The organism is Mesorhizobium denitrificans, assembly GCF_003403035.1.
In the GTDB taxonomy this organism is placed as follows: domain Bacteria; phylum Pseudomonadota; class Alphaproteobacteria; order Rhizobiales; family Rhizobiaceae; genus Mesorhizobium_G; species Mesorhizobium_G denitrificans.
The window spans coordinates 396,696-421,080 of sequence record NZ_QURN01000001.1 but is presented as its reverse complement, the minus strand read 5'-3'; the positions used below and the strand labels follow the sequence as shown (position 1 = coordinate 421,080).

The 24,385-nt window shown below is 58.8% G+C and carries 25 protein-coding genes; 7 read left to right on the top strand and 18 right to left on the bottom strand.

Annotated features, from left to right (window positions below; translation table 11 throughout):
- Positions 1-22: 22 nt before the first annotated feature.
- A complete protein-coding gene (locus DY251_RS01975) occupies positions 23-1,327 on the bottom strand; it encodes an imelysin family protein (RefSeq protein WP_116622302.1) in 1,305 nt (434 codons plus the stop codon).
- Between the two features lie 739 nt (positions 1,328-2,066).
- Between DY251_RS01975 and DY251_RS01970 the strand changes: the two genes are divergently transcribed.
- Complete coding sequence (locus DY251_RS01970) at positions 2,067-2,432, top strand: septal ring lytic transglycosylase RlpA family protein (protein ID WP_116622138.1); 366 nt, start codon at positions 2,067-2,069, stop codon at positions 2,430-2,432.
- Position 2,433: 1 nt separating this feature from the next.
- On the opposite strand, the gene DY251_RS01965 is transcribed toward DY251_RS01970, so the two are convergent.
- The 5 genes from DY251_RS01965 to DY251_RS01945 are packed head-to-tail and all read right to left on the bottom strand — an operon-like array spanning position 2,434 to position 6,692.
- Complete coding sequence (locus DY251_RS01965; RefSeq protein ID WP_116622137.1) at positions 2,434-3,486, bottom strand: D-alanine--D-alanine ligase family protein; 1,053 nt, start codon at positions 3,484-3,486, stop codon at positions 2,434-2,436.
- A 2-nt stretch (positions 3,487-3,488) separates the two neighbouring features.
- Positions 3,489-4,358 (bottom strand): SMP-30/gluconolactonase/LRE family protein, encoded by an 870-nt coding sequence (locus tag DY251_RS01960; protein WP_116622136.1) that lies wholly within the window; start codon positions 4,356-4,358, stop codon positions 3,489-3,491.
- 2 nt (positions 4,359-4,360) lie between these two features.
- Complete coding sequence (locus DY251_RS01955) at positions 4,361-4,993, bottom strand: 2-dehydro-3-deoxy-6-phosphogalactonate aldolase (RefSeq protein ID WP_116622135.1); 633 nt, start codon at positions 4,991-4,993, stop codon at positions 4,361-4,363.
- 5 nt (positions 4,994-4,998) lie between these two features.
- On the bottom strand, positions 4,999-5,928 hold the full coding sequence (locus DY251_RS01950; protein ID WP_281004430.1) for a 2-dehydro-3-deoxygalactonokinase: 930 nt from the start codon (positions 5,926-5,928) through the stop codon (positions 4,999-5,001).
- On the bottom strand, positions 5,925-6,692 hold the full coding sequence (locus tag DY251_RS01945) for an SDR family NAD(P)-dependent oxidoreductase (RefSeq protein ID WP_116622134.1): 768 nt from the start codon (positions 6,690-6,692) through the stop codon (positions 5,925-5,927). Before DY251_RS01945 ends, DY251_RS01950 begins: the two co-directional genes overlap by 4 nt.
- Positions 6,693-6,851: 159 nt before the next feature.
- Between DY251_RS01945 and gshB the strand changes: the two genes are divergently transcribed.
- Positions 6,852-7,790, top strand: a complete 939-nt coding sequence (gshB, locus tag DY251_RS01940; protein WP_116622133.1) for a glutathione synthase — start codon at positions 6,852-6,854, stop codon at positions 7,788-7,790.
- Positions 7,791-7,831: 41 nt separating this feature from the next.
- On the opposite strand, the gene DY251_RS01935 is transcribed toward gshB, so the two are convergent.
- Genes DY251_RS01935 through DY251_RS01915 form a run of 5 tightly spaced genes read right to left on the bottom strand, consistent with a single transcriptional unit; the run spans position 7,832 to position 12,689 of the window.
- Positions 7,832-8,644 (bottom strand): energy transducer TonB family protein, encoded by an 813-nt coding sequence (locus tag DY251_RS01935; RefSeq protein ID WP_116622132.1) that lies wholly within the window; start codon positions 8,642-8,644, stop codon positions 7,832-7,834.
- Positions 8,641-9,081, bottom strand: a complete 441-nt coding sequence (exbD, locus tag DY251_RS01930) for a TonB system transport protein ExbD (RefSeq protein WP_116622131.1) — start codon at positions 9,079-9,081, stop codon at positions 8,641-8,643. The genes DY251_RS01935 and exbD overlap by 4 nt, the downstream gene beginning before the upstream one ends.
- Positions 9,082-9,084: 3 nt before the next feature.
- Positions 9,085-9,918, bottom strand: coding sequence for a tonB-system energizer ExbB (gene exbB / locus DY251_RS01925; RefSeq protein WP_245415816.1), 834 nt, complete (start codon positions 9,916-9,918; stop codon positions 9,085-9,087).
- Between the two features lie 36 nt (positions 9,919-9,954).
- Positions 9,955-10,398, bottom strand: a complete 444-nt coding sequence (locus DY251_RS01920; RefSeq protein ID WP_116622130.1) for a hypothetical protein — start codon at positions 10,396-10,398, stop codon at positions 9,955-9,957.
- Positions 10,398-12,689 (bottom strand): TonB-dependent hemoglobin/transferrin/lactoferrin family receptor, encoded by a 2,292-nt coding sequence (locus DY251_RS01915; RefSeq protein ID WP_116622129.1) that lies wholly within the window; start codon positions 12,687-12,689, stop codon positions 10,398-10,400. Before DY251_RS01915 ends, DY251_RS01920 begins: the two co-directional genes overlap by 1 nt.
- A gap of 195 nt (positions 12,690-12,884) precedes the next feature.
- Here DY251_RS01915 and DY251_RS01910 point away from each other — a divergent pair, with 195 nt between their 5' ends.
- Genes DY251_RS01910 through DY251_RS01890 form a run of 5 tightly spaced genes read left to right on the top strand, consistent with a single transcriptional unit; the run spans position 12,885 to position 17,797 of the window.
- Positions 12,885-13,937: a hemin-degrading factor gene (locus DY251_RS01910; RefSeq protein WP_116622128.1), complete on the top strand. Its 1,053-nt coding sequence runs from the start codon at positions 12,885-12,887 to the stop codon at positions 13,935-13,937.
- 10 nt (positions 13,938-13,947) lie between these two features.
- Positions 13,948-14,820, top strand: coding sequence for a heme/hemin ABC transporter substrate-binding protein (locus DY251_RS01905; protein WP_116622127.1), 873 nt, complete (start codon positions 13,948-13,950; stop codon positions 14,818-14,820).
- 16 nt (positions 14,821-14,836) lie between these two features.
- The gene (locus DY251_RS01900) at positions 14,837-15,925 is read left to right on the top strand and encodes a FecCD family ABC transporter permease (protein ID WP_245415827.1); all 1,089 of its coding nucleotides are present in this window, start codon (positions 14,837-14,839) and stop codon (positions 15,923-15,925) included.
- A gap of 2 nt (positions 15,926-15,927) precedes the next feature.
- On the top strand, positions 15,928-16,713 hold the full coding sequence (locus DY251_RS01895; protein WP_116622126.1) for a heme ABC transporter ATP-binding protein: 786 nt from the start codon (positions 15,928-15,930) through the stop codon (positions 16,711-16,713).
- Positions 16,714-16,744: 31 nt separating this feature from the next.
- The gene (locus tag DY251_RS01890; RefSeq protein ID WP_116622125.1) at positions 16,745-17,797 is read left to right on the top strand and encodes a succinylglutamate desuccinylase/aspartoacylase domain-containing protein; all 1,053 of its coding nucleotides are present in this window, start codon (positions 16,745-16,747) and stop codon (positions 17,795-17,797) included.
- A 94-nt stretch (positions 17,798-17,891) separates the two neighbouring features.
- Here the strand turns inward: DY251_RS01890 and DY251_RS01885 are convergent, their stop codons facing one another.
- The 7 genes from DY251_RS01885 to DY251_RS01855 are packed head-to-tail and all read right to left on the bottom strand — an operon-like array spanning position 17,892 to position 24,382.
- Positions 17,892-18,620, bottom strand: a complete 729-nt coding sequence (locus DY251_RS01885; protein WP_116622124.1) for an SDR family oxidoreductase — start codon at positions 18,618-18,620, stop codon at positions 17,892-17,894.
- Positions 18,621-18,631: 11 nt separating this feature from the next.
- Entirely contained in the window at positions 18,632-19,669 is a 1,038-nt protein-coding gene (locus DY251_RS01880; protein ID WP_116622123.1) for an NAD(P)-dependent alcohol dehydrogenase, read from the bottom strand.
- 14 nt (positions 19,670-19,683) lie between these two features.
- Positions 19,684-20,763: an ABC transporter ATP-binding protein gene (locus DY251_RS01875; RefSeq protein WP_116622122.1), complete on the bottom strand. Its 1,080-nt coding sequence runs from the start codon at positions 20,761-20,763 to the stop codon at positions 19,684-19,686.
- A complete protein-coding gene (locus DY251_RS01870; protein WP_116622121.1) occupies positions 20,760-21,755 on the bottom strand; it encodes a sugar-binding transcriptional regulator in 996 nt (331 codons plus the stop codon). The genes DY251_RS01875 and DY251_RS01870 overlap by 4 nt, the downstream gene beginning before the upstream one ends.
- A gap of 3 nt (positions 21,756-21,758) precedes the next feature.
- Complete coding sequence (locus DY251_RS01865; protein WP_116622120.1) at positions 21,759-22,667, bottom strand: sugar phosphate isomerase/epimerase family protein; 909 nt, start codon at positions 22,665-22,667, stop codon at positions 21,759-21,761.
- Entirely contained in the window at positions 22,664-23,479 is an 816-nt protein-coding gene (locus DY251_RS01860) for a carbohydrate ABC transporter permease (protein ID WP_116622119.1), read from the bottom strand. The genes DY251_RS01865 and DY251_RS01860 overlap by 4 nt, the downstream gene beginning before the upstream one ends.
- Positions 23,480-24,382: a carbohydrate ABC transporter permease gene (locus tag DY251_RS01855; RefSeq protein WP_116622118.1), complete on the bottom strand. Its 903-nt coding sequence runs from the start codon at positions 24,380-24,382 to the stop codon at positions 23,480-23,482.
- Positions 24,383-24,385 lie beyond the last annotated feature (3 nt).

Below are 24,385 nucleotides of genomic sequence, written 5' to 3'. Positions count from 1 at the left end.
CCGTCTGGCTAGCGGATTTTTCTTACTGGAACACCTTGTCGGGCGCATCCAGGCTGTCCGAACCCTCGAATGCGATAGCCTCGAGCTTAAGTGAAGACACGGCACGTTCAATCGACTTGGTCTGGTCAATGAGCGCATCGATTGCGGCCTGCACGGTCGCATTGCCTTCAGTGTTGCCCTCGCCGATCTGCTGGTCGTAAGCCTCACCGCCCTCCGCGCGCGCCTTCATGGCCTCCATCTTGGCAATCGTCGTGTCGAGCTTGCCGGTCAGTTCGGTGTTGATTGCCGGATCGGTCTCCTTGACCAGATCGGACACGGAAGGACCGGAAACAACGGAACCGTCCACACGCTTGTAGGCGCCGAGATAGATGTCTCGGATGCCGGTGGCGTCATAAAGATGCGAATTATAAGTGTTGTCGGAGAAGCAGTCGTGCTCCTCTTCCGGGTCATGCAGCATGAGACCCAGTTTCATGCGCTCACCAGCCAGTTCGCCATAGGAAAGCGAACCCATGCCGGTGAAGATGGTCGAAATGGCAGCATTCGGTTCACCATCTTCGAGCGCCTTACGCGCCTCCCCGCCTTCTTTCCAGTTGTTGACCATATCCTGCAGATCGCTGACCAGCAGCGTGGTCGCGGCCTTCAGATAGTCACCGCGACGGTCGCAATTGCCACCCGTGCAGTTGGCGGTGTCGTAATCCGTATAAGGACGGTTGCCGGCACCGGGACCGGTGCCATTCAAATCCTGCCCCCAGAGCAGAAATTCAATCGCGTGATAGCCGGTAGCGACGTTTGCCTCGATGTCTCCGGCTTCCTGCAGCGTGCCCGACAGAAGGTCCGGCGTTATCTTGGACGTGTCGACCTTCTGGCCGTCGATCTCGATTTCCTTATTGGCAATTACGTTTGCCGTGTAGAGCGCGTTCTCGTCCGACTCGGTGCCATATGACTTGTCGACATAGTCGATCAGGCCCTCATCGAGCGGCCAGCCATTCACCCTGCCTTCCCAATCATCGACGATGGCATTGCCGAAACGATAGACTTCGGTCTGCTGATAGGGAACGCGCGCGGCCTTCCATGCCGTGCGGGCGGCATCGAGCGTTTCCTGCGACGGCTTGGCGATCAACGCATCAACAGCGGTCTGCAGCGCCTGTGCCGTGGTCAGCGAGTCCGTGTACATTGCCAACGCAATGTCCGAATAATTCTTGACGACGGCCTTCGGGTCTGTTGCCGCCTTGGCGGGCAGGACGAAAACGGCAGCAGTCAACGCCGCAGTCGCCGCAATGGCGGCCAACCTGCCACGGCGCGGCGCGATTAGCGATGAAATCCCCATTATATTCTCCTTAGTGAACTGCGGCCCGCTCGGCGCGAGCGAGTAAATTGGCTTGATGTGTGAGCTTTTTCGGTGGGCGCGCGAAATGGTGGCCACTGCGACTAGCAAAGCTTTTCGCGGATTTGGCGCGAAGCCACGAGCGTGCGCTAACAACTGCACCGGGGTGCAGGAAAATGCGCTTTGCGCAGGGATGTTGGCGCGCACTGAAAGGCGCTGAGAAGAAGGCAATCACCATTTCCTCCAATCGAATGGGTTCAAGGCCCACACATCAAAGGTTCAGCGCCATAAAGCCGAATCCGGACCCGCTGTCAACAAACAGTCGAACAAAATCCTTTTATTTCAATACCTTAGAATTATTCTAAACTAAAATTATCCAGTTATTTCCGAACGCTCGGGCGCTTTTGCTACGGTTCGACGCAGATAGCCGAACTAACGGCGCTCATTTGCCCGCGATAGGGCGCACCCGCACCTGATTAACGTATTCCCATGTCCAGTTTACCCGACGGAACTTCAGCGCGACTAAATGTCAGCAAGAGTAAAATGATATTTCATACTATTGAAATTTATAGGAACACATACCCAATTTCTAATCTAAGATATTCTTTGCAATACTAATTCTCAACATGCGGAACCAAGGCGTACGGCTCGGCGTTGCCTTGCAATGGTCACATTGTGGCCCTGACAACTGCAAATTTCATTCTTACGCGGCGCGCAACGTTAATTGCACAGGAAACGCCTGATGAATGGATTAAAGCGGTCGGCGCTCGCCGGCATGGTCGCAGCGGCTTTGGTATCGGTCACTGGAATTTCGGTCGCGAATGCCCAATGCGGCAAGGCTTCCTGGTACGGACCGGGGTTTCACGGTCGTTCCACCGCCAGCGGGGAACGCTTCAATCAATCCAATCTGACGGCAGCGCATAAATATCTGCCCTTTGGCACCAAGCTGAGAGTGACCAACGCGCGCAACGGCAAGAGCGTGGTTGTGCGTATCAATGATCGCGGCCCTTACGTGCGCGGGCGTTTGCTTGATCTTTCCAAGGGCGCCGCAACGCAGATCGGCATGGTGCGGAGTGGCTCCGCTTCGGTCTGCATCGCTAAAGTCTGATTCAGTGCGTCAGGCGAGCGAGAGCAGCCTGCGCCATAGCCTCGGACAAGCTTAGGTTCCAGACGCGATTGCAATAATCGCGGAAATCGAAGCAGGGCAGGCCCGGACAAACTTCAAATTCGATGAGATGGAGCGCACCGTCCGGCTCCACCCTCAGATCCAGCGAAAACACGTCACGCAGACCGAGGGTCTGCATCAAGCGCGCGGCGACAGCGCGGATTGCCTGATCCGCGTGCGGCAGCGAAAGCGCGACATCGAGAAGTTCCGGCTGCGCATAGGTCCCGGATGCCTTGGCTGCCTCGCCTGTTTCTCCGTAAAGGGCGAGACTGTCCCGCATAGTTTGAAAATCGCCGCCGGAATCAACAAAACTGATGCCGAGCTTTTCGACCGTCGCAGTGCGCGCGACCGCGAGGAAGCTGGCCCTGACGTTTCGTCCGCCGACATATGGCTGTACAACCACGTCATCCCTATAAGCGGCATGAACGCGCCGGCTGATTTCGAGCGCGTCTTCAAGTTGCTGAACGTGCGAATCCGAATAAATGCCGATTTTCGCGCCGAGCCTGTTCGGCTTCACAAACCAGCCAAGCGCGGAGGCTGGAGGCTCGACCAGCCACACGCCATCGCGAGCAAGACCGGCGCGCGGACATGGCAAGCCCATTGCGTGAAGAACTGCGCCGGTTCTGAACTTGTCCTGACAAAGAGCGAAGAGAGAATCGTCCGAACCGAATGTGCGAAACCCGCGCAGGCGCGCCAGGGCGGGCGCAACGCTTCCCCGGAAATAGGCGATGCCGTCCGTCAGCGTCCAGACCAGAGTTTTTGAAGTATCGCTTTCGGCGAGAGTGGCATCGAGCCTGTCGAGTTCGACAGGCTGAAACGAGATGCCGAGGCGCGCGAATGCTGCATCGAGGTCGTCAAACTCCGCGGCCAGATCAGTAGATTGCGCGAGATATGAACTGACCTCGAAGGCGTGACGATCCTCGAACCCATCGCGAAGCAATTGAGCGCGGCAAGCGGCTTCGGTTTCGTATGCGAGCAGGAGCGCAGGGCGGGCCAATGTTACAACCGCACCGGCGGATCGAAACGACCTTTGACCTCAACGTCCAGCAGGAAGGTGCACCCGGCCTGCGGGTCGGCCGCGCGCTCTGGCTCGCTCATGCCCTTCCAGGCCGAGGTTACGACCATGTGCGACGCATCCTTGCCGACGAATACCGGACAGGTAACTTGCCGTGCAGGCACAGGCACGCTGCGCACATGCTTGCCATCTTGCGAATAGACATCGACGCACCCAGCCCCCCAGCGCGCATTCCACAACAGGCCAGCAGCATCGGCAACCGACCCATCCAAACCGCCTTCGCCAGTATGTGCGTAGAAGATTTGCGGTTCGCCTGCGGGAAGCCCCGTTACCGGATCGCAGGCAATGCGCATAAGCAGGTTCTGGTGCGTGTCAGTGTAATAAGCGATACGGCCATCCGGCGAGAAGCAGATGGAATTCGGGATGGTGATGGAAGGAAAAAGCAGCTTCACCTCCCCTTCCCTGTACCAGTAAATCGCGCCGGCGCCGGTGCGCTCGTCCTTGGCCATCGTGCTGAACCAGAGCGCTCCGCCGGGATGAACGCGGCAATCGTTCGAGCGCGTGATTTCATTATCGCCCTCGACCGCCTTGTGCAGCGTCAGCTTGCCGGTGGTGACTTCGCGAATGTAAAGCCCGTGTTCCGTGACAAGCATTTGCCGCACAGGATCAATGACCGCCAAGCCGCTTGCCATAAAGGGTAGCTCGTGGATGACGAGTTCGCCGTCCGGCATGCCCTTTTCGAGCAACTTGCAGCCGACAATATCAAACCAATAGAGCGTCCCTGTTGCAGGGTCGTAAGTCGGCCCCTCCCCGAGCTGGCAAACATGATCGGTAATGCGTTTTGTTCCGCTCATGGCTATTCACTATAGACTTCGTCGTAAGCAATGACCGCGGCGCGCGCGCGCAACGCGACATCTTCAACACTGAGCGATGGTGTGAACAGGCTGGAGCCGAGGCCAAAAGCAGTGACGCCGGCTTTTGCGTAGTCGGCAAAGTCATCTTCCGAAACGCCGCCGACCGCGCCGATGATCGTATTGGCAGGAAGCACCGCCTTGATGGCGGCAATGCCTTTCGCGCCCAATACGTTTGCAGGGAAAAACTTCAACGCCGAGGCGCCGAGCGCGATGGCCTGAAAGGCTTCCGTAGGCGTGAATACGCCGGGCATCGTTACCATGCCGTGCTGTGCCGCGCGGCTCATTACGTCCGCATCAATGTTGGGGCTGACGAGCAAGCGCCCGCCCGTATTGTGCAGACGGTCCACATCAGCCGCCGTCAAAACCGTGCCCGCACCGAGCAATGTCGTTTCCGGCAGCGCTTTCACAAGACGCTCGATGGAAACGAATGGATCCGGCGAATTCAACGGCACTTCGATCGCTTCGATTCCGGCCTCGAATATAGCGCGACCATAGTCGAGCGCAGTTTCGGGACGAAGGCCGCGCAGAATGGCGACGAGATTGCGCTTGAGCTTCGGAAATTCGGCTGTTTTCATTGATTTTATCCGATCATTCCACAGCGCTTGGCGGCGTCAAAAAGCCCATAACGTACCGCGTTTTCAGCGTCGGCACGTCGCGCTTCAATGCCCGCAACTTCAAAGGCGCGTTCGTAGAGATTATACATAAGGCCCGAACCGACCAGCACGACAGGCCCGGTGGCCGGATAGCGCCGCTCCGCCGCACCGATTTCAGCCCCGATCAACAGGCCAGACAGGCGCGCCGCCGCATCTTCCGGGCGAAGGCCGAGCAGAAGGCCGCCAGCGCGAATCCCAAACAGATGCGATGTGAGGTCCGCGCGGTCGGTGAGGCCAGTTTCGACGCCAGTCGCGAAGGCTTCGGACGAGACGAGGACCGCGTTCGCACCGCCACCAACCGAGTGTTTCAGAACGGATTGCTGAGTCAGGATCGAATAGAGTTCGCCCGTCATCCACGTGCCGAAGCCGGTGACTGCTCCATCCTTGATCGACACCCACTTGGAATGCGTTCCCGGCATACAGACGACATGACTGCCGGGCTGGCGCAACTCGGCAATACCCGCAAGCTGCGTTTCTTCGCCACGCATGACGTCCGGCGCATCTGCGTCGCGCTGCGCAAGGCCGGGTATGATGCGAACATCGCGGCTGTTTCCGGGAACGGAGATTGCGCCGCCAAGCACGGCGTCGAGCAACGCTGGCGTCTCGACATAGGGCGCTTCGATCCAACCCTGCCGCGCACCAGCCATGCCGCAGATTATGACCGGAAGATTGTCGGGCGCGCCGAGTTCGGCCAGGTGCCGGTCCAGTACATTCTTGAAGCCTATGCCTGCGGCGCAGAGCATACCTTCGTCGCTGCGCCGTTCGCCCAACGGTTCGCCTTTGGCATCCAGAAGCCAAACCCGCATACGCGTGGTGCCCCAATCAACCGCCGCGACGGCGGGTTTGGCGGCGCTCACAGGACGCCCCCGTCAACGATCAAGGTTTGCGCGGTGAGCATTCGCGAGGCGTTTGACGCTAAAAACAAAACCGGCCCAACCATATCATCCGGCACCATAACATCCTTGATGCATTGCTTCGCAACGTGCGCTGCGAGCGACTCTTCCGTAACCCAAAGCTTGCGCTGCCGTTCTGTAATGACCCATCCAGGCGCGATAGCGTTGACCCGAATATTATCTTTGCCAAGCAGGCCTGCGAGCCCTTTGGTGAGCCCCACAATACCGGCCTTGGCCGCCGTATAGGATGGCATGTCGGGGTGATTGATCAGGTAGGAGGTCGACGTGAAATTGATGATCGAACCGCCGCCCGCTCGCCTCATGCCCGGCGCGACAGCCTGCGCACTGAACGCGTGTGGCCGCAGATTGATCGATTGATTGTTTTCCCAGTACTCGACCGTCATTTCTTCGAGGTCGTGGCGCTGGTCCCACGCGGCATTGTTGACCAGAACCGTGATGGTGCCATGCACCTCGGCAGCACGGGCGATGGACGCCTTGAGCGCGGCAACGTCGCGCACATCTGTTTTCAGAAAGAGCGGACGGATGCCGGTTTCGGCCTCAACACGGGTGCACAGTTCGATGCTCGCATCTTCAGCGATGTCAAGAAACGCAACCCTGCTGCCCTGTCTGGCAAAACCTTCAGTAAGCGCGGCGCCGATACCTGACCCGCCGCCGGTTATGAGCACGGATGCTCCGTTGAGTTCGGGATAGCGAACAGCCGACTGCATGCGCCTGAAATTCCTCCGGGAGGCTATGCAACGCTTCTACGCCCTGCAAAGTGCGCCACGCAAGACGCATACTTGGACTAATCCCATCTATCGAGGCCGATTGGCAGCGCAACGCCAAGGCTGTACAGGAGTGCCGTCCAGCGCAATTTCGGAGTCGTCATGTCTTTAAAAGTCGCAGTTCAGATGGATCATGTCTCGACAATCACCATTGCGGGAGACACCAGCTTTGCTCTGTCGCTGGAAGCGCAACGGCGCGGGCATAAGCTCTTTCATTACACGCCGGACCGGCTTTCGATGCAGGATGGCAAGGTTTTCTCCCGCATTGAGGAAATGCAGGTGCGCGACGCGAAGGGCGATCATTTTTCGCTCGGCGAACCGGTGCGGACCGATTTGTCGGAGATGGATGTAATCTTGCTGAGGCAAGACCCGCCGTTCGACATGAATTATATTACGACCACGCATCTATTGGAACGGATTCACCCCAAAACCCTGGTAGTCAACGATCCGGCCTGGGTGCGCAACAGCCCGGAAAAGATTTTCGTTACAGAGTTTCCAGACCTGATGCCGGAGACGCTGATTACCAAAGACCCGCTGGAAGTGGCGGCATTTCGCAAAGAGCATGGCGACATCATCGTGAAGCCGCTCTATGGAAATGGCGGCGCGGGCATTTTCCACATGGCCGAGGCGGACCGGAACCTGGCATCGCTGCTCGAAATGTTCGGGCAATTGTTCCGCGAACCTTACATCGTGCAGCGCTACCTCAAGGATGTGCGCAAGGGCGACAAACGGATTATCCTGATCGACGGCGAGCCTGTTGGCGCGATCAATCGCGTGCCTGCCGATCATGACTCACGGTCGAACATGCATGTGGGCGGACGCGCCGAGAAAACCGAGTTGACAGCGCGCGAACGCGAAATTTGCGAGCGGATCGGGCCATCGCTGCGCGAACGTGGGTTTATTCTCGTAGGCATCGACGTAATCGGCGATTACATGACCGAGATCAACGTGACTTCGCCTACGGGCATTCGCGAGATCAAGCGTTTTGGTGGTGCGGATGTTGCGGCGATTTTCTGGGATGCGGTGGAAGCGAAGCGATAGGCTGCCGGCAGTTTAAAAGAAGCGTTGAAGGGTAAAGAACGCTACTCGAACGTCACGGGAATCGTGAAGGGATGGCTCGTGATGCCTGAACCTTCTGGCGGGGCAGGGACGCGCGCACCGCGAACCATGCTCAGCGCAGCCTGATCGAGCCGTGCGCTTCCCGAAGTCCGAGCAATGCCGGACGAGACAATGTTGCCGGATTGATTGACAACGAAACGGACGCTTACGCGCCCGGATTCGCCCAGACTGCGGGGCTTGCGGCGGGCGATGGCCGATTGCACCTGCACATACCAGCGATTTGGGCTGACCCGAGGCGCGCTTGGCCGTGACGCTCCTGCCGTTGACTTGTGCGATTTGGTAGGGCGCTTTTCGGCTTCAACGACCGGCGTCTTCACCACCTTGCGGGGTTTCGGCTTTTCGACCTCGACAACTTCTTGAACGATTTCGGGCCGAGGCTGAGGCAGCACAACGACTGCCTCCGGCGTTTCCGCTATTGGGTCCGTCTCTTCGGCGGTTTCCAGCGGCTCGACTTTTTCCGGCTCCGCAGTGTCCGGCTCTTCCACCGCGGGCTGTTCGGATGGCAGTTCGGGATTTTCCGCGAGCAGTTCTGGCAATTCTTCGGAAGCGGCGTCTTCAATTACGGGTTCGGCGGTGCTGACCACGAGCGGCGTCAGTTCGACATTCATGGCCTCTTGAACGGCCATCGGCTCCGGCTCCGGGGCAAGGGCGATCACGCCATAGGCGGCCGCACCATGAGTAGCACAAACGACGAGCGTCGCAGCGCCCCAACGCAGCGCTTCACGCGCCCAAGGCGTGCGCTGGATTTCAATCTCGTGATGGTCCTGAACGCTCATTGCCCTGCTGCTGTCACCTGCCCGGCTTCCAGCCCGACAAGCGCCACCTTCAGATAACCGCCAGCGCGCAGAAGATTCATCACCTCGGTGAGATCGCCATACGGAACCGTCTTATCGGCGCGCAGGAAAATGCGCGTTTCCTTATCGCCGTTGGTCAGCGAATTGAGCTTGGCGGCAAATGCTTCGCGCGAAACGGTTTCGTTGCCGAGCGAGATGGTGAGATCCTGTTTGAGCGTGAGGAACACCGGCTTTTCCGGGCGCGGAGCAACGGGCGCAGTCGAGCCGGGTAGATCAACGTTCACATCGACAGTGGCGAGCGGAGCTGCGACCATGAAAATGATGAGCAGCACAAGAATAACGTCGATGAATGGCGTGACGTTGATCTCATGCGTTTCTTCCAGATCGTCGCCGGAGTTTTCCCTGATGTGCGCGGCCATGATCTACTCCGCAGCCAGGCGATGGCGAGGTGCGGCGCGGCGGTCCAGATCACGGCTGACCAGCCGCTCAACGCCTGCCGCCACATCGGCCAGTATCTGCCTGTAGCCCGAAATCGCGCGTGCGAATATGTTGTAGATCACCACAGCGGGAATAGCGGCGACAAGGCCGATTGCAGTGGCCAGAAGCGCTTCGGCAATGCCCGGCGCGACGACAGCAAGATTGGTGGTCTGGGCTTCCGAAATGCCGATAAACGCATTCATGATGCCCCAAACCGTGCCGAACAGGCCGACGAACGGGGCCGTTGCGCCGATAGTGGCGATTAGGCCGGTGCCGCGCGTCATGCGCCGACCGGCGCGAGCCTCAATGCGCGCAAGCCGCGACGACACGCGCTCCTTCAGGCCATCGCCGCCGGTGTGGTCCACTACGAAATCAGACAGTTCCAATTCTTCGCTGGCCGCGCGGACAAGAAGCGCGGAGGGATCGCCACGCTTACCCATGATCTGCGCGGCGTCTTTCAAGCTTTGCGAGTGAACGACATCGACCAGACTGTTTTCAGCGCGACGGCGTGCGCCGAACAGCTCGATCGTTTTGTAGAGCCAGATGGTCCACGTCACCAAAGACGCAAAAGCGAGGCCGACCATGACCGCCTTCACGACGATGTCGGCATTCATGAACATGCCCCAAGGGGACAGGTTGACGGGCAGCAACGCGGCGTGTGAGCTGCCTGCGTCCTGTGCCGACGCGCCGAAGGTCCCCTCGGCGAGAGCGGCGAAAACGGCCAGCGCCTGCCACCTGAAAATGGAGGCGCGCATGTTTTTGCGTAAGGTGTCGGTCAATCTCTTGTCCAATCAGTATGCCGGAAGCCTGTCGCCTCACGTTCCAAATTCGACGCCAGCCTTGGACGTTGCCTTGAGCTGCCGTGAGCATGTTTCCGGAGCAATTCCTTCGCCCTCGCAGCCGGTCACCGCGTTAATGAGGACGCGACCAAGGTTGGTGCAATCCACATCCGACAGATCGAAGCGCGAAACTTTGGTCTTTCCGGCGGGCATGTCCTTAAAAGCTAACGCCGTTATACGGTCGACAACGCCTTCCTTGTTGAACAGGACAAGCTCGAATGACGCGGCCTTGAGAGGCGTGGAAAGACCATTATTAACCACGAATGTTAGCCGACAACCTTTTTCGGAAGGCTGCGCAGCGTTTAATTCGAGGGATAGCGCACCGCCCTGCTGAGCGGTGCCGGTCTGGGCGTGCGCCACCGCAGCGGCTGCGAGATGCAGCGCCGCGGTAGCAATGGCGATCTTGTTCAAATGTTTCATCAGAACTTCTGGGTTATGGCCAGGCGGAAGGTTCTGCCGGGCTCGGAGTAACGATCATAGATGTCCGGGGTGGTGCCATCCGGCACGTCCAGCGCATTCCAGTACTTCTTGTCGAAGATGTTGTAGACGCCGGCCTGGATGCGCAGCCCCTTGACCTGCGCTGGCTCCCAATAGCCGGTGAAATCGACAATGCCATATCCCGGCGCGGCAAAGCCGCCATCACTGACCTTGTCACGCGCAGAAGCCAGAGTGGTCGAGACATCGACGCCCCATGTTTCCTGCTCGTAGCCGAGGCCGAGAATGGCGCGCAGCGGCGGGATCGAGTTCAGATACTCATCCGTTTCGGTGTTCTTGCCGTGAGCATAGGCCAGCGAGCCCCATGCCTTCCAGTTGCTGGCGAAGCGGGCGTAGCCACGCACCTCCGCACCGTAAATCTGAACCTTGGCAAGGTTCTGCGTGGAGAAGATCAGCGGGAAATCCGCTGTCGGAGGCAAGGTCACTTCTTCGATGAAGTTGCGATAGTAGTTGTTGAAGATGTTGGCCGAGATGCCGTAGTCTGGCGTTTCATAAGATGCGCCGATTTCAAAGCCATTGCTGGTTTCCGGCTTCAGGTCGGGGTTACCGATGCGCGCATACTGCCCGGCATTGGCGAAGTTTTCATAAAGCTGCTGCGCACTGGGGGCTTTGAAGCCCTGCGCCCACTGCGCGAACAACTCGATATCCGGGGTCGCCTGCCATGCCGCACGGACCTTCGGCGAGATGCGCGAGTCGCTGTTGTCAACCAGATAGGCTGGATCGTAGTTCGGGCTTCTCTCATATCCCGGCGTAGTTTTCGGGCTGTGCTGATACCAGTCAAAGCGCAGGCCCGGCGTAAGCGTCAGCTGATCGTTGAAGAACTTGATGTCGTCTTCCACGAAAGCGCCGAAGAAGGTGCTGTCAACGTCGGGCATGTCCGATGTGTTGGTGTGCAGGAAGCGGCAGCTCTGCGGTCCGTATGGATCAGGAATGGTCGACCAATCGACATTGGGGCAGTTGTCCTCACCAAACGAATATTGAGAGGTCTTCTGGCCGTAGAGTTCGCCGCCAAAGCGCAACGTGTTGGAATGGCTGCCGAGGTCAAGCTCCTTGGTGCCATCGCCGGTGAAGCCGTAGCTGGTCTGCTTGATCCAGTTGTCGCGGATGTAGGGGCCGGACGGATAGCCATAAAGAAGGTCAGCGCCGCTCGGAAAACCGGGGAAGAACGGCGGAAAGGCCGGAATGGCCGGGATGAAGGAGCGCCCATCCGGCAGGCGAATTGCATCCGTGGTCGCGTCCAGCTTCTGCTCAAGCCAGTAGACAGTGAGGTTGGCCGAATCGACGAAATGCGACTTGTCCGGCGATTCGAACTTGTAGTCTGCGGACACGCGCTTGCGGTCAACCTCATTGCCCGACATGAAACTACCTTCCTGATAGCTCGATGTGGTGCCGCTCCTGTTTTCATAATTGAAATCGCGATTTGTCAGTTCGCCGGTAAGGCCGAAGCGATGACCGCCCTCGACATATTGGTGCAGCTTGACCAGCAGATTGCGCTGATCGTAGTCGCCGGGGTTCGGCTCGGTGCGGGTAGCGCCGTATACGTCGACGTCGCCCATGTTTTCGGTTTCATGGCCTTTGCGATAGCCGCCCTGTACGAGCAGCCATGTGTCATTGGCGCGACCAGCCACGGCAGCATTGCTGCGCCAGCTACGGTCGGCGCTGTCATAGCCGCCCTTGAGGATCGCGCCGAACTTGCGACCGTCTTCGATCAAATCTTCAGGATCGAGTGTGCGCAACTGCACGACGCCACCCAGAGCGCCGGAACCGAAGCGGCTGGAATCAGCGCCACGGACAATGTCGAGCGTGGAAAGCGAATCGAAATCGAATGCGTTCAGACCGCCCTTCGCGCTGTCGCGCGGATCAACCAGCCACGGCACGCGAACGCCATCGATGGTGGTGAGCACGCGATCATCCTGAAGGCCGCGCAAATTGATGCTGTTGCTGTTGTTGTCGAAATTGACGCCGGCATCTACGCGACGGCCAAGATCGTTGAAATCTTCGACCATCCGCTTCTGAATGGCGGGGCGCTTGATTTTGGTTTCAGTTCCCCGCTGAATCGGCTGATCGGTCGGGAGTTGCTGTTGCGCCCCCTCAACCACGACCGGTGCAAGCTCCACCTCTGTCCCGCCCTGTGCAAACGCGGCTTGCGAAAAAATGACGACCCCTGTCGCCACACCACAAGCCAGCAGCAGACTGTTCTGCCGAAAAATCCCCATATCCCACTCCAATTGCGTTGCCTGTGCTGGCTAGCGCAATCGCTTGCTTGCACTCATATTCCGGGTCGCCTTAACTTGACTATCACACTCCGGTAATGCACAGCTATTAAAGCTGATAAATATAGTCAAGATATATGCTTGCCTCGCAACGGCTACGCGTTGCGGTGCGGCGACAGGGCAACAGAGAGGGTGAGAATGAATAAGTCGGTGCGTCCTAGCGCAGCGGAAATCCGTCAGGCGAGGCAGGAAAACCCCAAAACACGGGAGCGCGATCTGGCGCTAAATCTCGGCATTTCGGAAGCCGAACTGGTGGCTGCGCATTGCGGCGACAATGTTACCCGGATTGCCCCGAACGTTGCAGAGATCCTTCGCGGGCTGGAAGCCGTTGGCGAGGTGATGGCACTGACGCGTAATGAAAGCGCCGTGCATGAAAAGATCGGCCTTTACGACAAGGTGATTCCCGGTGAGCACACCGTATTGACGCTTGGTGAACAGATCGACCTGCGCATTTTCCCGCATGTGTGGAAGCATGGCTTCGCGGTTGAAAAGCGAGATGGCGAGGAAATTCGGCGCTCGCTTCAGTTCTTCGATGCGGCTGGCGAAGCAGTGCACAAGGTGCATCTGCGCCCGGCGTCAGATGTGAAAGCCTTTGAGGCGTTGGTTGCTGCCCATACTTCCCCTGACCAGAGCCAGACTCTGACGGTGGAAGAAATCGCAGGCGAAGGTGCAGAGAAATCCTCTGCTACCGTCGACGAGCTTCGCGATAAGTGGAGCAAGATGACTGATGTGCATCAGTTCTTCGGCATCTTGCGCTCGCTGAAGCTTTCGCGCCGTGAAGCGATGCGCATGGTTGGACAGGATTATGCGTGGAGCCTGGACGAGCGTGCAGTTGGTGCGATGATGGAAGGGGCGGCAGCGACCGGCCTTCCGATCATGTGCTTCGTCGGCAATCGCGGCTGCATCCAGATTCACTCCGGGCCGATAGCTTCCATCAAGCCGATGGGGCCTTGGCTTAATGTGCTGGACGATACCTTCCACCTGCATCTTCGCACGGATCACATTCGCGAAGTCTGGGGCGTGCGCAAACCGACCAAGGACGGTCACGTGACTTCCATTGAAGCCTATGATTCCGACGGCCACATGATCATTCAGTTCTTCGGCCAGCGTCACGAAGGTGAAGGCGAACTGAAGGCATGGCGTGAGCTGGTTGACGGCTTGTCCCGCGTCGCAGCGCAAAGCGCAGCATAAGGAAGCGAGCATGAAAAAGCGTGGTTTGGCGGCAGCGTTCCTGCTGGCGGTGAGCTTTGCGGGTATTTCGCAATCCGAAGAGACATCGACGCTGAGCGATACGTCGCGCGTGGTGGCGATTGGCGGCTCGATAACGGAAATCATCTACGCGCTGGGCGCGCAGGACAGGCTGGTCGCGCGCGACTCGACCAGCGTCTATCCAGAAGCAGCGTTCAAGCTTCCCGACGTCGGCTATATGCGCCAACTTTCGCCGGAAGGTGTGCTGTCCGTGAACCCATCCGGGATTATCGCGCTGCAAACCTCCGGGCCGAAGGAGGCCGTGGATGTTCTGAAAAAGGCCAGCGTTCCTTATGTCGAGGTGCCGGAAACCTTCGATCACAAGGGCATCATAGACAAGATTGAGATTGTCGGCGCTGCACTTGGCGAAAAGGAGAAAGCCGACACTCTGGCCAAGCAGGTGGATTCCGAACTGAACGCCGCCGAGGCAATCACCAGGAATGTAACGGAACGCAAGCGCGTGCTATTCGTGCTTTCGCTGCAGGGCGGGAAAATTCTCGCGGCAGGCAGCGACACGGCAGCGGACGGCATGATCCATCTTGCGGGCGCAGAGAACGCAATGCAGGGCCTCTCCGGCTACAAGCAAATGACCGACGAAGCCGTGGTTTCCGCGAAGCCGGACGCAATTCTGGTCATGGATCGAGCGGGACAGTCGATCAGCGACGATCAGGTGCTTCAGCATCCCGCAATCGCGACAACGCCCGCAGGGGAAGCAAAGAAGATCGTGCGAATGGACGGATCATATCTGCTCGGCTTCGGTCCGCGTACGGCAAGCGCGGTGCGTGAACTTGCAACCGCTCTCTACGGCGAAACCGTAGGCAACTGACGGCGAGATCGTGGCTATCAGCACAATATCCGTGGACGAACGGCTGCAGGCATCCGACACAACCGAAGGCGACCGCACGCGTCGCGCGAAGCTGGCGATTGTGCTGCTCGCGTTGCTTCTCGCGGCAACGATGCTGCTGAACCTCGGATCGGGCGCGTCGGACGCTTCCGGGCTCGTTGTGCTGCGTGACCTGTTGGGTGGTGCAGATACATTCACGCTGCGCGACCGCGTCATCATCTACGACATTCGCCTGCCGCGACTGCTGCTTGGCGTGCTGGTGGGCGCGGCGCTGGCCGTGTCCGGCGCGGTGATGCAGGGGCTGTTTCGCAACCCGCTCGCCGATCCGGGCCTTGTCGGTGTTTCGGCAGGCGCGAGCCTCGGCGCGGTCAGCATGATCGTATTGGGACAAACGCTGCTCACCCCTCTAAATGACGCGTTGGGGTCGCTGGCGCTGCCGATGATGGCATTTGTCGGCGGTCTGATAACGACCTTCATTCTCTATCAGATCGCGACGCGACATGGACGCACATCTGTCGCCACCATGCTGCTGGCAGGCATCGCTCTTGCTGCGCTGGCGATGGCCGTGACCGGCATTCTGATTTTCATCGCCGACGACCGGCAGCTTCGCGACCTGACATTCTGGCAACTGGGCTCGCTCGCCGGGGCCACGTGGTCGAAGATTTATGCGGTTGCGCCGATCATCATTTCGGCGCTTGCGGTGAGCCCATTCATTGCCCGCGGGCTGAACGCGCTGGCGCTCGGCGAACCGACCGCGCACCATATGGGCGTGCCGGTGCAGCGGTTGAAATATGCGGCGATCCTTTCGGTTTCGGCAGCGGTGGGGGCGGCGGTCGCGGTGAGCGGCGGCATCGGCTTTGTTGGCATTGTCGTTGCACATATGCTGCGGCTCGCTATCGGGCCGGACAATCGCTATCTGCTGCCGGCTTCCGCGCTGCTTGGCGCCAGCCTGTTGCTGCTGGCAGACGCAGTTTCCAGAACAATCGTTGCTCCGGCGGAATTGCCCATCGGCATCGTTACGGCGCTTGCGGGCGCGCCGTTCTTCCTCTGGATTCTTCTGCGCAAGCGCGGCGTGCTGGATCTCTGACCATGATCAAGTTCGAAAACGTATCAGTCGCAATCGGCAGCAAGACCATCATCAAAGGCATAGGCTTTGAGGCGAGGCCGAGCGAAATCACCGTGATCGTCGGGCCGAACGGTTCGGGCAAAACAACACTAATGAAGGCCATGTCGGGCGAAAGCGCCTATGACGGCTCGGTGAGCATTAACGGACATGAAGTGTCGGCTGCGCGCTCACGCGATCAGGCGCTGATGCGCGCGGTGCTGCCGCAAGCGACCACGCTCTCATTTCCGTTCACCGTGCGCGAAATCGTCAATCTGGGAATTCTTTCGGGCCGCAGCGGCGTATCGCGTATCAACGATCTGGTGGAGCGGGCACTGGCCGCCGTCGATCTGCATGGCTTTGCGGGACGCTTCTATCAGGAACTGTCCGGCGGTGAGCAGCAGAGGGTGCAGCTTGCCCGCGTGCTGTGCCAGGTGTGGGAGCCGGTGCTGGACGGGATCCCGCGCTACCTGTTTCTCGACGAACCTGTGTCGAGTCTCGATATCAAGCATCAGCTCGCGATCATGGAAACAGCGCGGGATTATGTTCGGCGCGGCGGCGGCGTGATTGCGATCCTGCACGATCTGAACCTCGCGGCGATGTATGCCGACCGAATTATCGTGCTGGCGCGTGGGCGTATGGTTGCGGTCGGCACACCGGACCAAGTGATCCGCGACGATGTGATTGCCGCTGCATTCGAGTGCCATTTGAGCGTCGGGAAAACGCCACAGGGCAACGCGCCTTTCATCCTGCCGCAATCATTTTCTCCTTGAGCGGCGTTCCCATTCGGCCCACAAGGCTCGGATGCGCAAAACGGTTGAGCAAATAGCTGGTGACACTCAAGGCATTTCATTTGCCTTTCCCGTCTATGTTTTCGAGGGCAAGGGCGGTGGCCCTACGGCCTATCTCCAAGCCGCGCTGCATGGCGGCGAGTTGCCCGGTGTGGTGGCCATCGATGCGCTGATGCCGATGCTGCGCAAGGCAGAGCTGCAGGGTCGCATTCGAGGCAAGATCACAATCGTTCCATCGGCAAATCCGATCGGCCGGGCGCAATATGCAGCGGGTGATCTGATGGGGCGTTTTCATTTCGGAACGCAGACGAATTTCAACCGCGATTTTCCGCTGCTCTCGTCGCCAGATGACAATCCAGAATATCTGCTCGACCAGTCGACGGTGGACCAACGGCTTAAAGCGCGGCTCGTGGCGCTCTCGATGGGTCACGACATTGTACTTGACCTGCACTGCGACGACGAAAGTCTGGCATATCTTTACGTGCCGACCGTGCTTTGGCCATTCATGCAGGATTGCGCCGCCGCGATGAATATGGATGCGGTGATTTTGTGGGATGGAGACTGCGGCGCGGCCTTCGATCAAGCATCCATCGACCCTTATCTTGGTGCACCAACCGAGCGGGCGCGCTTTGACCGGCGCGTGGTTTCGACGGTTGAATATCGCGGCCTGGCAGATGTGGATGCGGCGCTCGCGCAGCACGATGCGGAGGGGCTTTACCGGCTTCTGGTGATGCGCGGTGTGATCGAAGATGCCGCGGTGGCTCCGTCAAAGCCGTTTCGCGGGCTGACTTCTCCCATCGAGAATGTCGAGATGGTGCGCGCGCCCTGCGCCGGCGCGCTGCTCTATCATGTGAAGCCCGGCGATCGCGTTGAAGAAGGGCAAAAGCTCGTGACCATCGTTCATTCGCCGGGAGAGGTTGACGGACGACTCGATGTACTTGCGCCGCAAGCAGGATTAATCCTGACGCGACGTAACCGGCGCGCGGCCTATTCCGGCGATGATCTGCTCAAACTGGTTGGTAGTCGCCCAAGCGCTACACATCGCCCGGGTGCGCTGGAAGACTAGCGGCGCTTCTTTGCAGCCTTGCTGAATTGGTTCAGTTCGACGGATGATCTTTTTGACCCGTGCCAGCCATCGCCTCTGGGTGCCGGCATTATCCCTATAAATCAACCCTATTTGGCAAAATTACGAGGTCGCGTATCGTGACGTTCCGGGGGCGCGAAAGCATGAAAAGAACGCAGTCAGCGACTTCCTTGGGCTGCATCAAGCTACCGTCGGCGAGCGCCTCTTCCAATTTGGCTTTCGGCCAGTCGTCCAGCAGTGCGGTGACAACAGGACCGGGCAAAACTGCACCAACGCGAACACCATATTTCGAAACCTGCCTGCGGGTGGAATGCACGAACGCCTGAACCGCAAACTTCGACGCCGTATAGATCGGCTCCCATACAACCGGCACGACACCTGCGACCGAGCTGGTGAAAAGAATATCGCCAGAGCCTTGCGCGATCATGTGCGGCAGCACTGCATGTGCCGAGCGGAATGCAGCGTTAACGTTGAGATTGAGCATCCGGTCCCAGGCATCCGGATCACCCTCAGCGACCTGGCCGCCGATATAAGCACCGGCGTTGACATGCAAGATATCCAGCCGTCCGGCGAGCTTCAGTATTTGCGCCAACATGCCGGAAACCTGCTTTGGATTTAGCAGATCCACAGCCAGGGGAATCGCCCGCTCACCAATGGACGCGCAGGCCGCTTCAAGCCTGTCCTGAGCGCGATCAACGAGCACCACGTTCGCGCCTTCTGCGGCTAAGGTTCGGGCACATTCGAGCCCTATGCCGGAAGCCGCACCCGTGATTGCGGCAACCTTGCCCTTCATCAAATCAGCCATTGATTTGCTCCTTACGAGGCCAGACGGATTTGCAGCTTCACGTCCTGCGGCAAGCCTTTTGCCGCGCGGTCAAACGCAGCAATACTGTCCTTGAAATCAAATGTATCTGTGATGAGCGGCTTGAGATCGACCTTGCCCGACGCGATGAGATTGACCGCACGGTCGAAATTATTCGCGTAACGGAAAACGGTTTCGATGCGCGCCTCTTTCACTATTGCGGCGGGAACATCGAAATTTGTCGGCTCGACAGGCAAACCGACAAGCACCAGCGCACCGCCCGGACGAACAAGATCAAAGATGCCCTGATAGGCTCGTGGGCTACCGCTGGCCTCGAACACGACATCCGCGCCCCAGCTTTCAGTGGCTTCAGAAAGAACATCGGCCAGCGATTGCTTGGTGATGTTGACCGGAACGATACCGGCATATTGTGCAGCGATTTCGAGCTTCGGCGCGCTGAGATCGGAAATGAAAACGCGCGAGCAGCCGCCCGCGAGAGCAGCGAGCGCAGTCATGATGCCGATGGGGCCGCAGCCGATGACGACCGCGACATCGCCCGGCGTAATGCGAGCGCGGGTCGCGGCCTGCAACCCGACCGCGAATGGCTCGACCATCGCACCTTCGGCAAAGCTTACATTGTCCGGCAGTTTGAAGGTGAAGGCGGCAGGGTGCACCACCTCCGGCGCGAGAATGCCATGGACGGGCGGGGTCGCCCAAAACTGCACGTCAGGGTCCACATTGTAGATGCCGAGCTTGGTCGCGCGCGACGACAGGTTCGGCACGCCGGGCTCCATGCAGACACGGTCGCCGACTTTCAGGTTTTTCACATTGCTGCCGACTTCGATAATCGTACCTGCTGCCTCATGGCCGAGCACCATCGGCTCGCGGACGACGAAGGGGCCGATTGCGCCATGCGTATAGTAATGCACATCACTGCCGCACACACCAACCGTATGGATCGCTACCTTTACGTCATCTGCGCCGACGGCGGTGGGCAACTCGATTTCGCGTAGCGTCAGTTCGCCTTTGCGTTCTAGTACGAGGGCAAGCATATCCGTCTCCTGTTTTAGAGCGCGAGGCCGGAAGCGTTGAAGAGGTAAATGTTGTGCGGATCGATGCCTGCAGCGATTGTATCGCCAACAGCGATTTCAGGTCTGCCCGGCGCGACCATGATGATTGTTTCACCACCACTGCGCGCATAAAGCTGCGTCGCGCCGCCGAGATTTTCCTGAAGATCGAGCGTGAGCGACAAAAGCGGTTTGGCCGATGAAAGTGCGAGGTGTTCGGGGCGCAGACCGACGGTGACAGTGTCGCCGTTTTTGACCTTTGCTGCCTTGGGCGTCGGCAGGGTCAAAACGCCACCCGTAAACGCTGGGTGGGCCAATTTTAGCACCTTGCCGTCCGACTCCGCCTTCGCTTGCAGGAAGTTCATCTTCGGGGAGCCTATGAAGCCCGCGACAAAGATGTTTGCAGGGTGATCATACAGTTCAGTCGGCGTGCCGATCTGCTCAACCAAACCGGCCCGCAGCACAACGATGCGATCCGCCAGCGTCATGGCTTCGACCTGATCGTGGGTGACATAAACCATCGTCGCGCCGAGATTGTGGTGCAGCTTGGCGATCTCGACGCGCATCTGCGTGCGCAATTCTGCATCGAGGTTCGAAAGCGGCTCGTCAAACAGGAAAATCTTGGGGTTGCGAACGATGGAGCGACCAATGGCGACGCGCTGGCGTTGTCCGCCCGAAAGCGCGCGCGGCTTGCGTTCCAGCAGCGGCTCGATCTGGAGAATGCGGGCGGCCTCCAAAACGCGCGCCTTGATCTGGTCTTCGGGCTGCTTGTTCATGCGCAGGCCAAAAGCCATGTTTTCGAACACACTCATGTGCGGATAGAGCGCATAAGACTGGAACACCATCGAAACCTCGCGCTTGGCAGGCTCCTCATAGGTGACATCTCGGTTTTCGATGGCGAGCTTGCCATCGCTTACGTCTTCCAGCCCCGCAATCATGCGCAAAAGGGTGGACTTGCCGCAGCCCGACGGGCCGACGAAAACGACGAACTCCCCCTTCTCGGCGGCGAAGCTGACACCCTTGATGACTTCGATGTCGCCGAAGGTTTTCTTGATGCCTTCCAGTTTCAAGAAGCTCATTCGTCTTTTACTCCCGCACCGCTTGTTTCGAGGATAGCGGCGGCACACTTCTCGTCAGTGGCCAGCCGCTTCACATATCCCTTGGTAAGAATTGCCCGCACGATGGGCAGTTTGTGCATGCCGCCCGATGCCAGAATGGAGTGCGGCACAGATTTAAGCTCGGTAGGCGTCAAGGAAAGCACGCGCTCATTCAGCGGGTGATCGACCGGCTCGCCATCCAGTCCAAGAAACATGCCGAGCAGGTCGCCAACCGCACCTGCCGCCTTCAACTCTTCCAGATTTTCGGAGACGGTCGGCGTGCGCACAAGCAGCGAGCGCGTCGACGTATCGCCGCAAGACACAAGCACCACATCGACCGAACGCGCACGGCGCATCGTTTCCTTGATGCCGTGATGCGACAGGAGCACTTCGCGGCTCTCTGCAGTGGGGAAATATAGCGGCGCCGTGAGATAGTAGCACTCAGCGGAAATCGCACGCGCATAGCCGGTGGCAACTTCAAATGTGCTGGACCCTGAGCCGCGCGTTAGCCCCCCCATGATAGATGTTACCCAGCTTTCGCTCAAAGGACGCGGAGTGAGGCTTCTCAGGCCGGCCGACAGGGTTTCACCCCAGCCGACGCCCAGGCCCATGCCGTTTGTAAGTATGCGATCCAACATTCGGCAACCGGCATCGCCGATGACGCGCTGTTGCTCGGCCTCATCCTCAAGGCTTGGCACGACGCTGACATCTTCCAGACCGAAACGCTTTTTCAGTCGCTGTTCGAGTTCAGCGCAATTGGCAAGCGGCAGGCGGATGTCCACTACAACGGAACCATCGGAGCGGACCTGTCCAAGGATCTTGTTTACGCGTAGCCGCGTCAGGCCAAGCTGATCGGCTATTTCCTGTTGGGTGAGACCGCCGATGAAATAGAGCCAGGCCACGCGCGCACGCACCTGCTGCGCCTCAACATCGGCGGAGGCAGTCTGGACTGGCGTGCGGCTGCTCGTATCCATTGGTCAGGCATAGCTCCTTTTCAGGAGTGCTGTCGTTGCACGAAGCGCCTGAAGAATGGAACTGTCATCGCGCTCGAATGGATAGAAAACCTCTAGAAATGTCGGCACATGGCGCAGACCTGCCTTGCGCTGAATCGCGGCGGCGTCCGTGGCGTCTACCTTGCCCTTTTCCGTGAAATCCCAATGGCGGTCGAACTGGAAATCCGTCTGCTGGATGTGGATCGCAGTGATGCAATCCGACAGGCCAGTAAGCCAGGGCTCCATGTCGATGGCCTGTGAGCCATAAAGCGGCGCAAATGTGCCGTGGCCCCAATCCACGCAATAGCTCCATGGAACAGCGCTGCCTTTGACGTCGTTCGCCATGCGGCGTGCCTGCTTGACAGTCCACGGCCATTCGCGACGCATCGGGGTCGGTTCGACGTAAAGCTCGGTCAAGCCTTCCAACTTCGCGTGCTCGGCAAGACGCAGCATACGGTCGATGAGGTCGGCGTAATCTGCTTCGGGGATGGCGTCAGGTTCCACTCCATCGATGCGTGATGCGATTGCGCCTAGCGGACCGCCCACACGGGTGATGCCGGCGCGCGCAGCGAACGCGTAGGCGCGACCGAGCCAATCTTCCGCATAGGCACGAACATCAGGATCGGGATGCAGAAGCTGGCTGTATGTGTAATGCGCGAGGCCGATGAAAGCGCTGTGAATGGTGATGCCATGCGAATCCGTCTGGCTGCGGATTGCATCGGCATGGCGGTCAAGCAGCGCGGCGGGCCACATCGGATCGACCAGATCGTAGGAGAACTGCACGAGCTCCAGCCCCAACTGATCGCGCACGATGGGCGCCCACAGATCAGCCGTCACCCAGCGCTTGACGCAGAACGACAGGTTGATCCCCAATGGTATCGGGTTCGCGCTCATTTGGTTGCGCCCATGGTCAGGCCGCGCACCATGTGCCGCGAAACGATCAGCGCAAAGATTGTGACTGGCAGCACAATCACTGTGCCGGTGGCCATGATCTTGCCCCACGGCAGTTCGTAGCCCGACATAAAGCTGGTAGCGACGACCGGCGCGGTCTGCACGTTCTTACGGGTCAGCACCAACGCATAAAGCAGTTCGTTCCACGAGAAGATGAACGAGAAAATGGCTGACACGGCGATTCCCGGTGCGCCCAGTGGCAGGTAGATTTTGCGGAAGATAGTGAACTGATCCGCGCCGTCGAGACGGGCAGCCTGTTCAAGATCGGATGGGATCGATTTGAACTGATCGGTGCATATCCACACCACAATCGGCAGATTGAAGGTGAGATAAATCAGGATCAGCACCAGATGCGTATCCAGCAACCGCGCCTGCATCGCGAGGATATAGACCGGCAGCGCCAGCACGATGGGGCTGATCATGCGGTTTGAGATGAACCAGAACCAGAGATCACCCTTGCCGCGAAATTCAAATCGCGCGAGCGCATAGGCCGCGGGCGCGCCGAGCAAAACGGCGAGCGCTGTGGTGCAGCTCGCGACGATGAGCGAATTGCCAACTGCGCCGATAACTTTGGAATCGGCAAAGATCGCCCGATAGTTATCCAATGTCGGCATGAAGAACCAGAGCGGCGGTGAGGCCAGAATATCGGTCTGTGTTTTGAAGCTGGCTGTAACCATCCAATAGAATGGAAACATCGAAAAGATGATGACCGCGCACAAGCCGAGGGCGTGCAGGATGCTGCTGGAAGGACGCATTCAGTTCACCTCCCGATAGATCAGGCGAATGTAAAGTCGGCTGATAACGATGGTCAGGATCAACAACAGAATGGCTTGCGCCGAGGCGGTGCCTAGATCGAAGACGCGGAAGCCCACACGCTGAATATAGACGGACACAAGGTCGGTGGCCGAACCTGGCCCGCCGCGTGTCATGACAAACACCATGTCGAAAAGCTTCAGCACGTCTGCCGACCGCAGGATCATGACGGCGGTAAGGCCCGGCAGCAGATATGGCAGCTGCACATATCGCAAAAGCGCCAGTTTCGAAGACGTTTCAAGGCGAGCAGCTTCCTCGATCTCGCCCGGAACCATCGACAGACCTGCGAGGAAAAGCAGCGCGCAGAAAGGCGTCCACTGCCATATATCCATGATCGCGATGGCCGCGAATGCACCGCTTTGCGAGCCGAGCCAATCAAAGCCCGGAAAACCGATCCAGTTCAGGAACTGATTGGCAACGCCAAAGTCGCGGTTGAATATCAGGCGACCAATAAGGCCGACGACCGCATATGTGGTAGCTAGCGGAACAACGAGCGTGACACGCGCCAACGACTTGAGGAAACCCATGCCGGGCTTGTGAAGAAGCAACGCAATCGCCACTCCGAGTACGATCTGAATCGGCAACACGGTCACGTAAAAGCGCGCGGTGAGCAGCAGCGACGACCAGAATGTGCTGTCGCTCAAAACATTGATGTAATTCTCAAACCCGATGAATGGAAAACCGTCGCGCGGACGCGTGATGTTGTATTGCCTAAACGACGTGACCAGCGCAAATATGGTCGGATAGATGCCGATCAAGAACAGCGTAAGCACGGCTGGCGCGAGAAACCACAAGGGCGTCCAGCGGCCATATCCCCGATTGGGCGTAGCGGTTGTTTGAGCCATCCT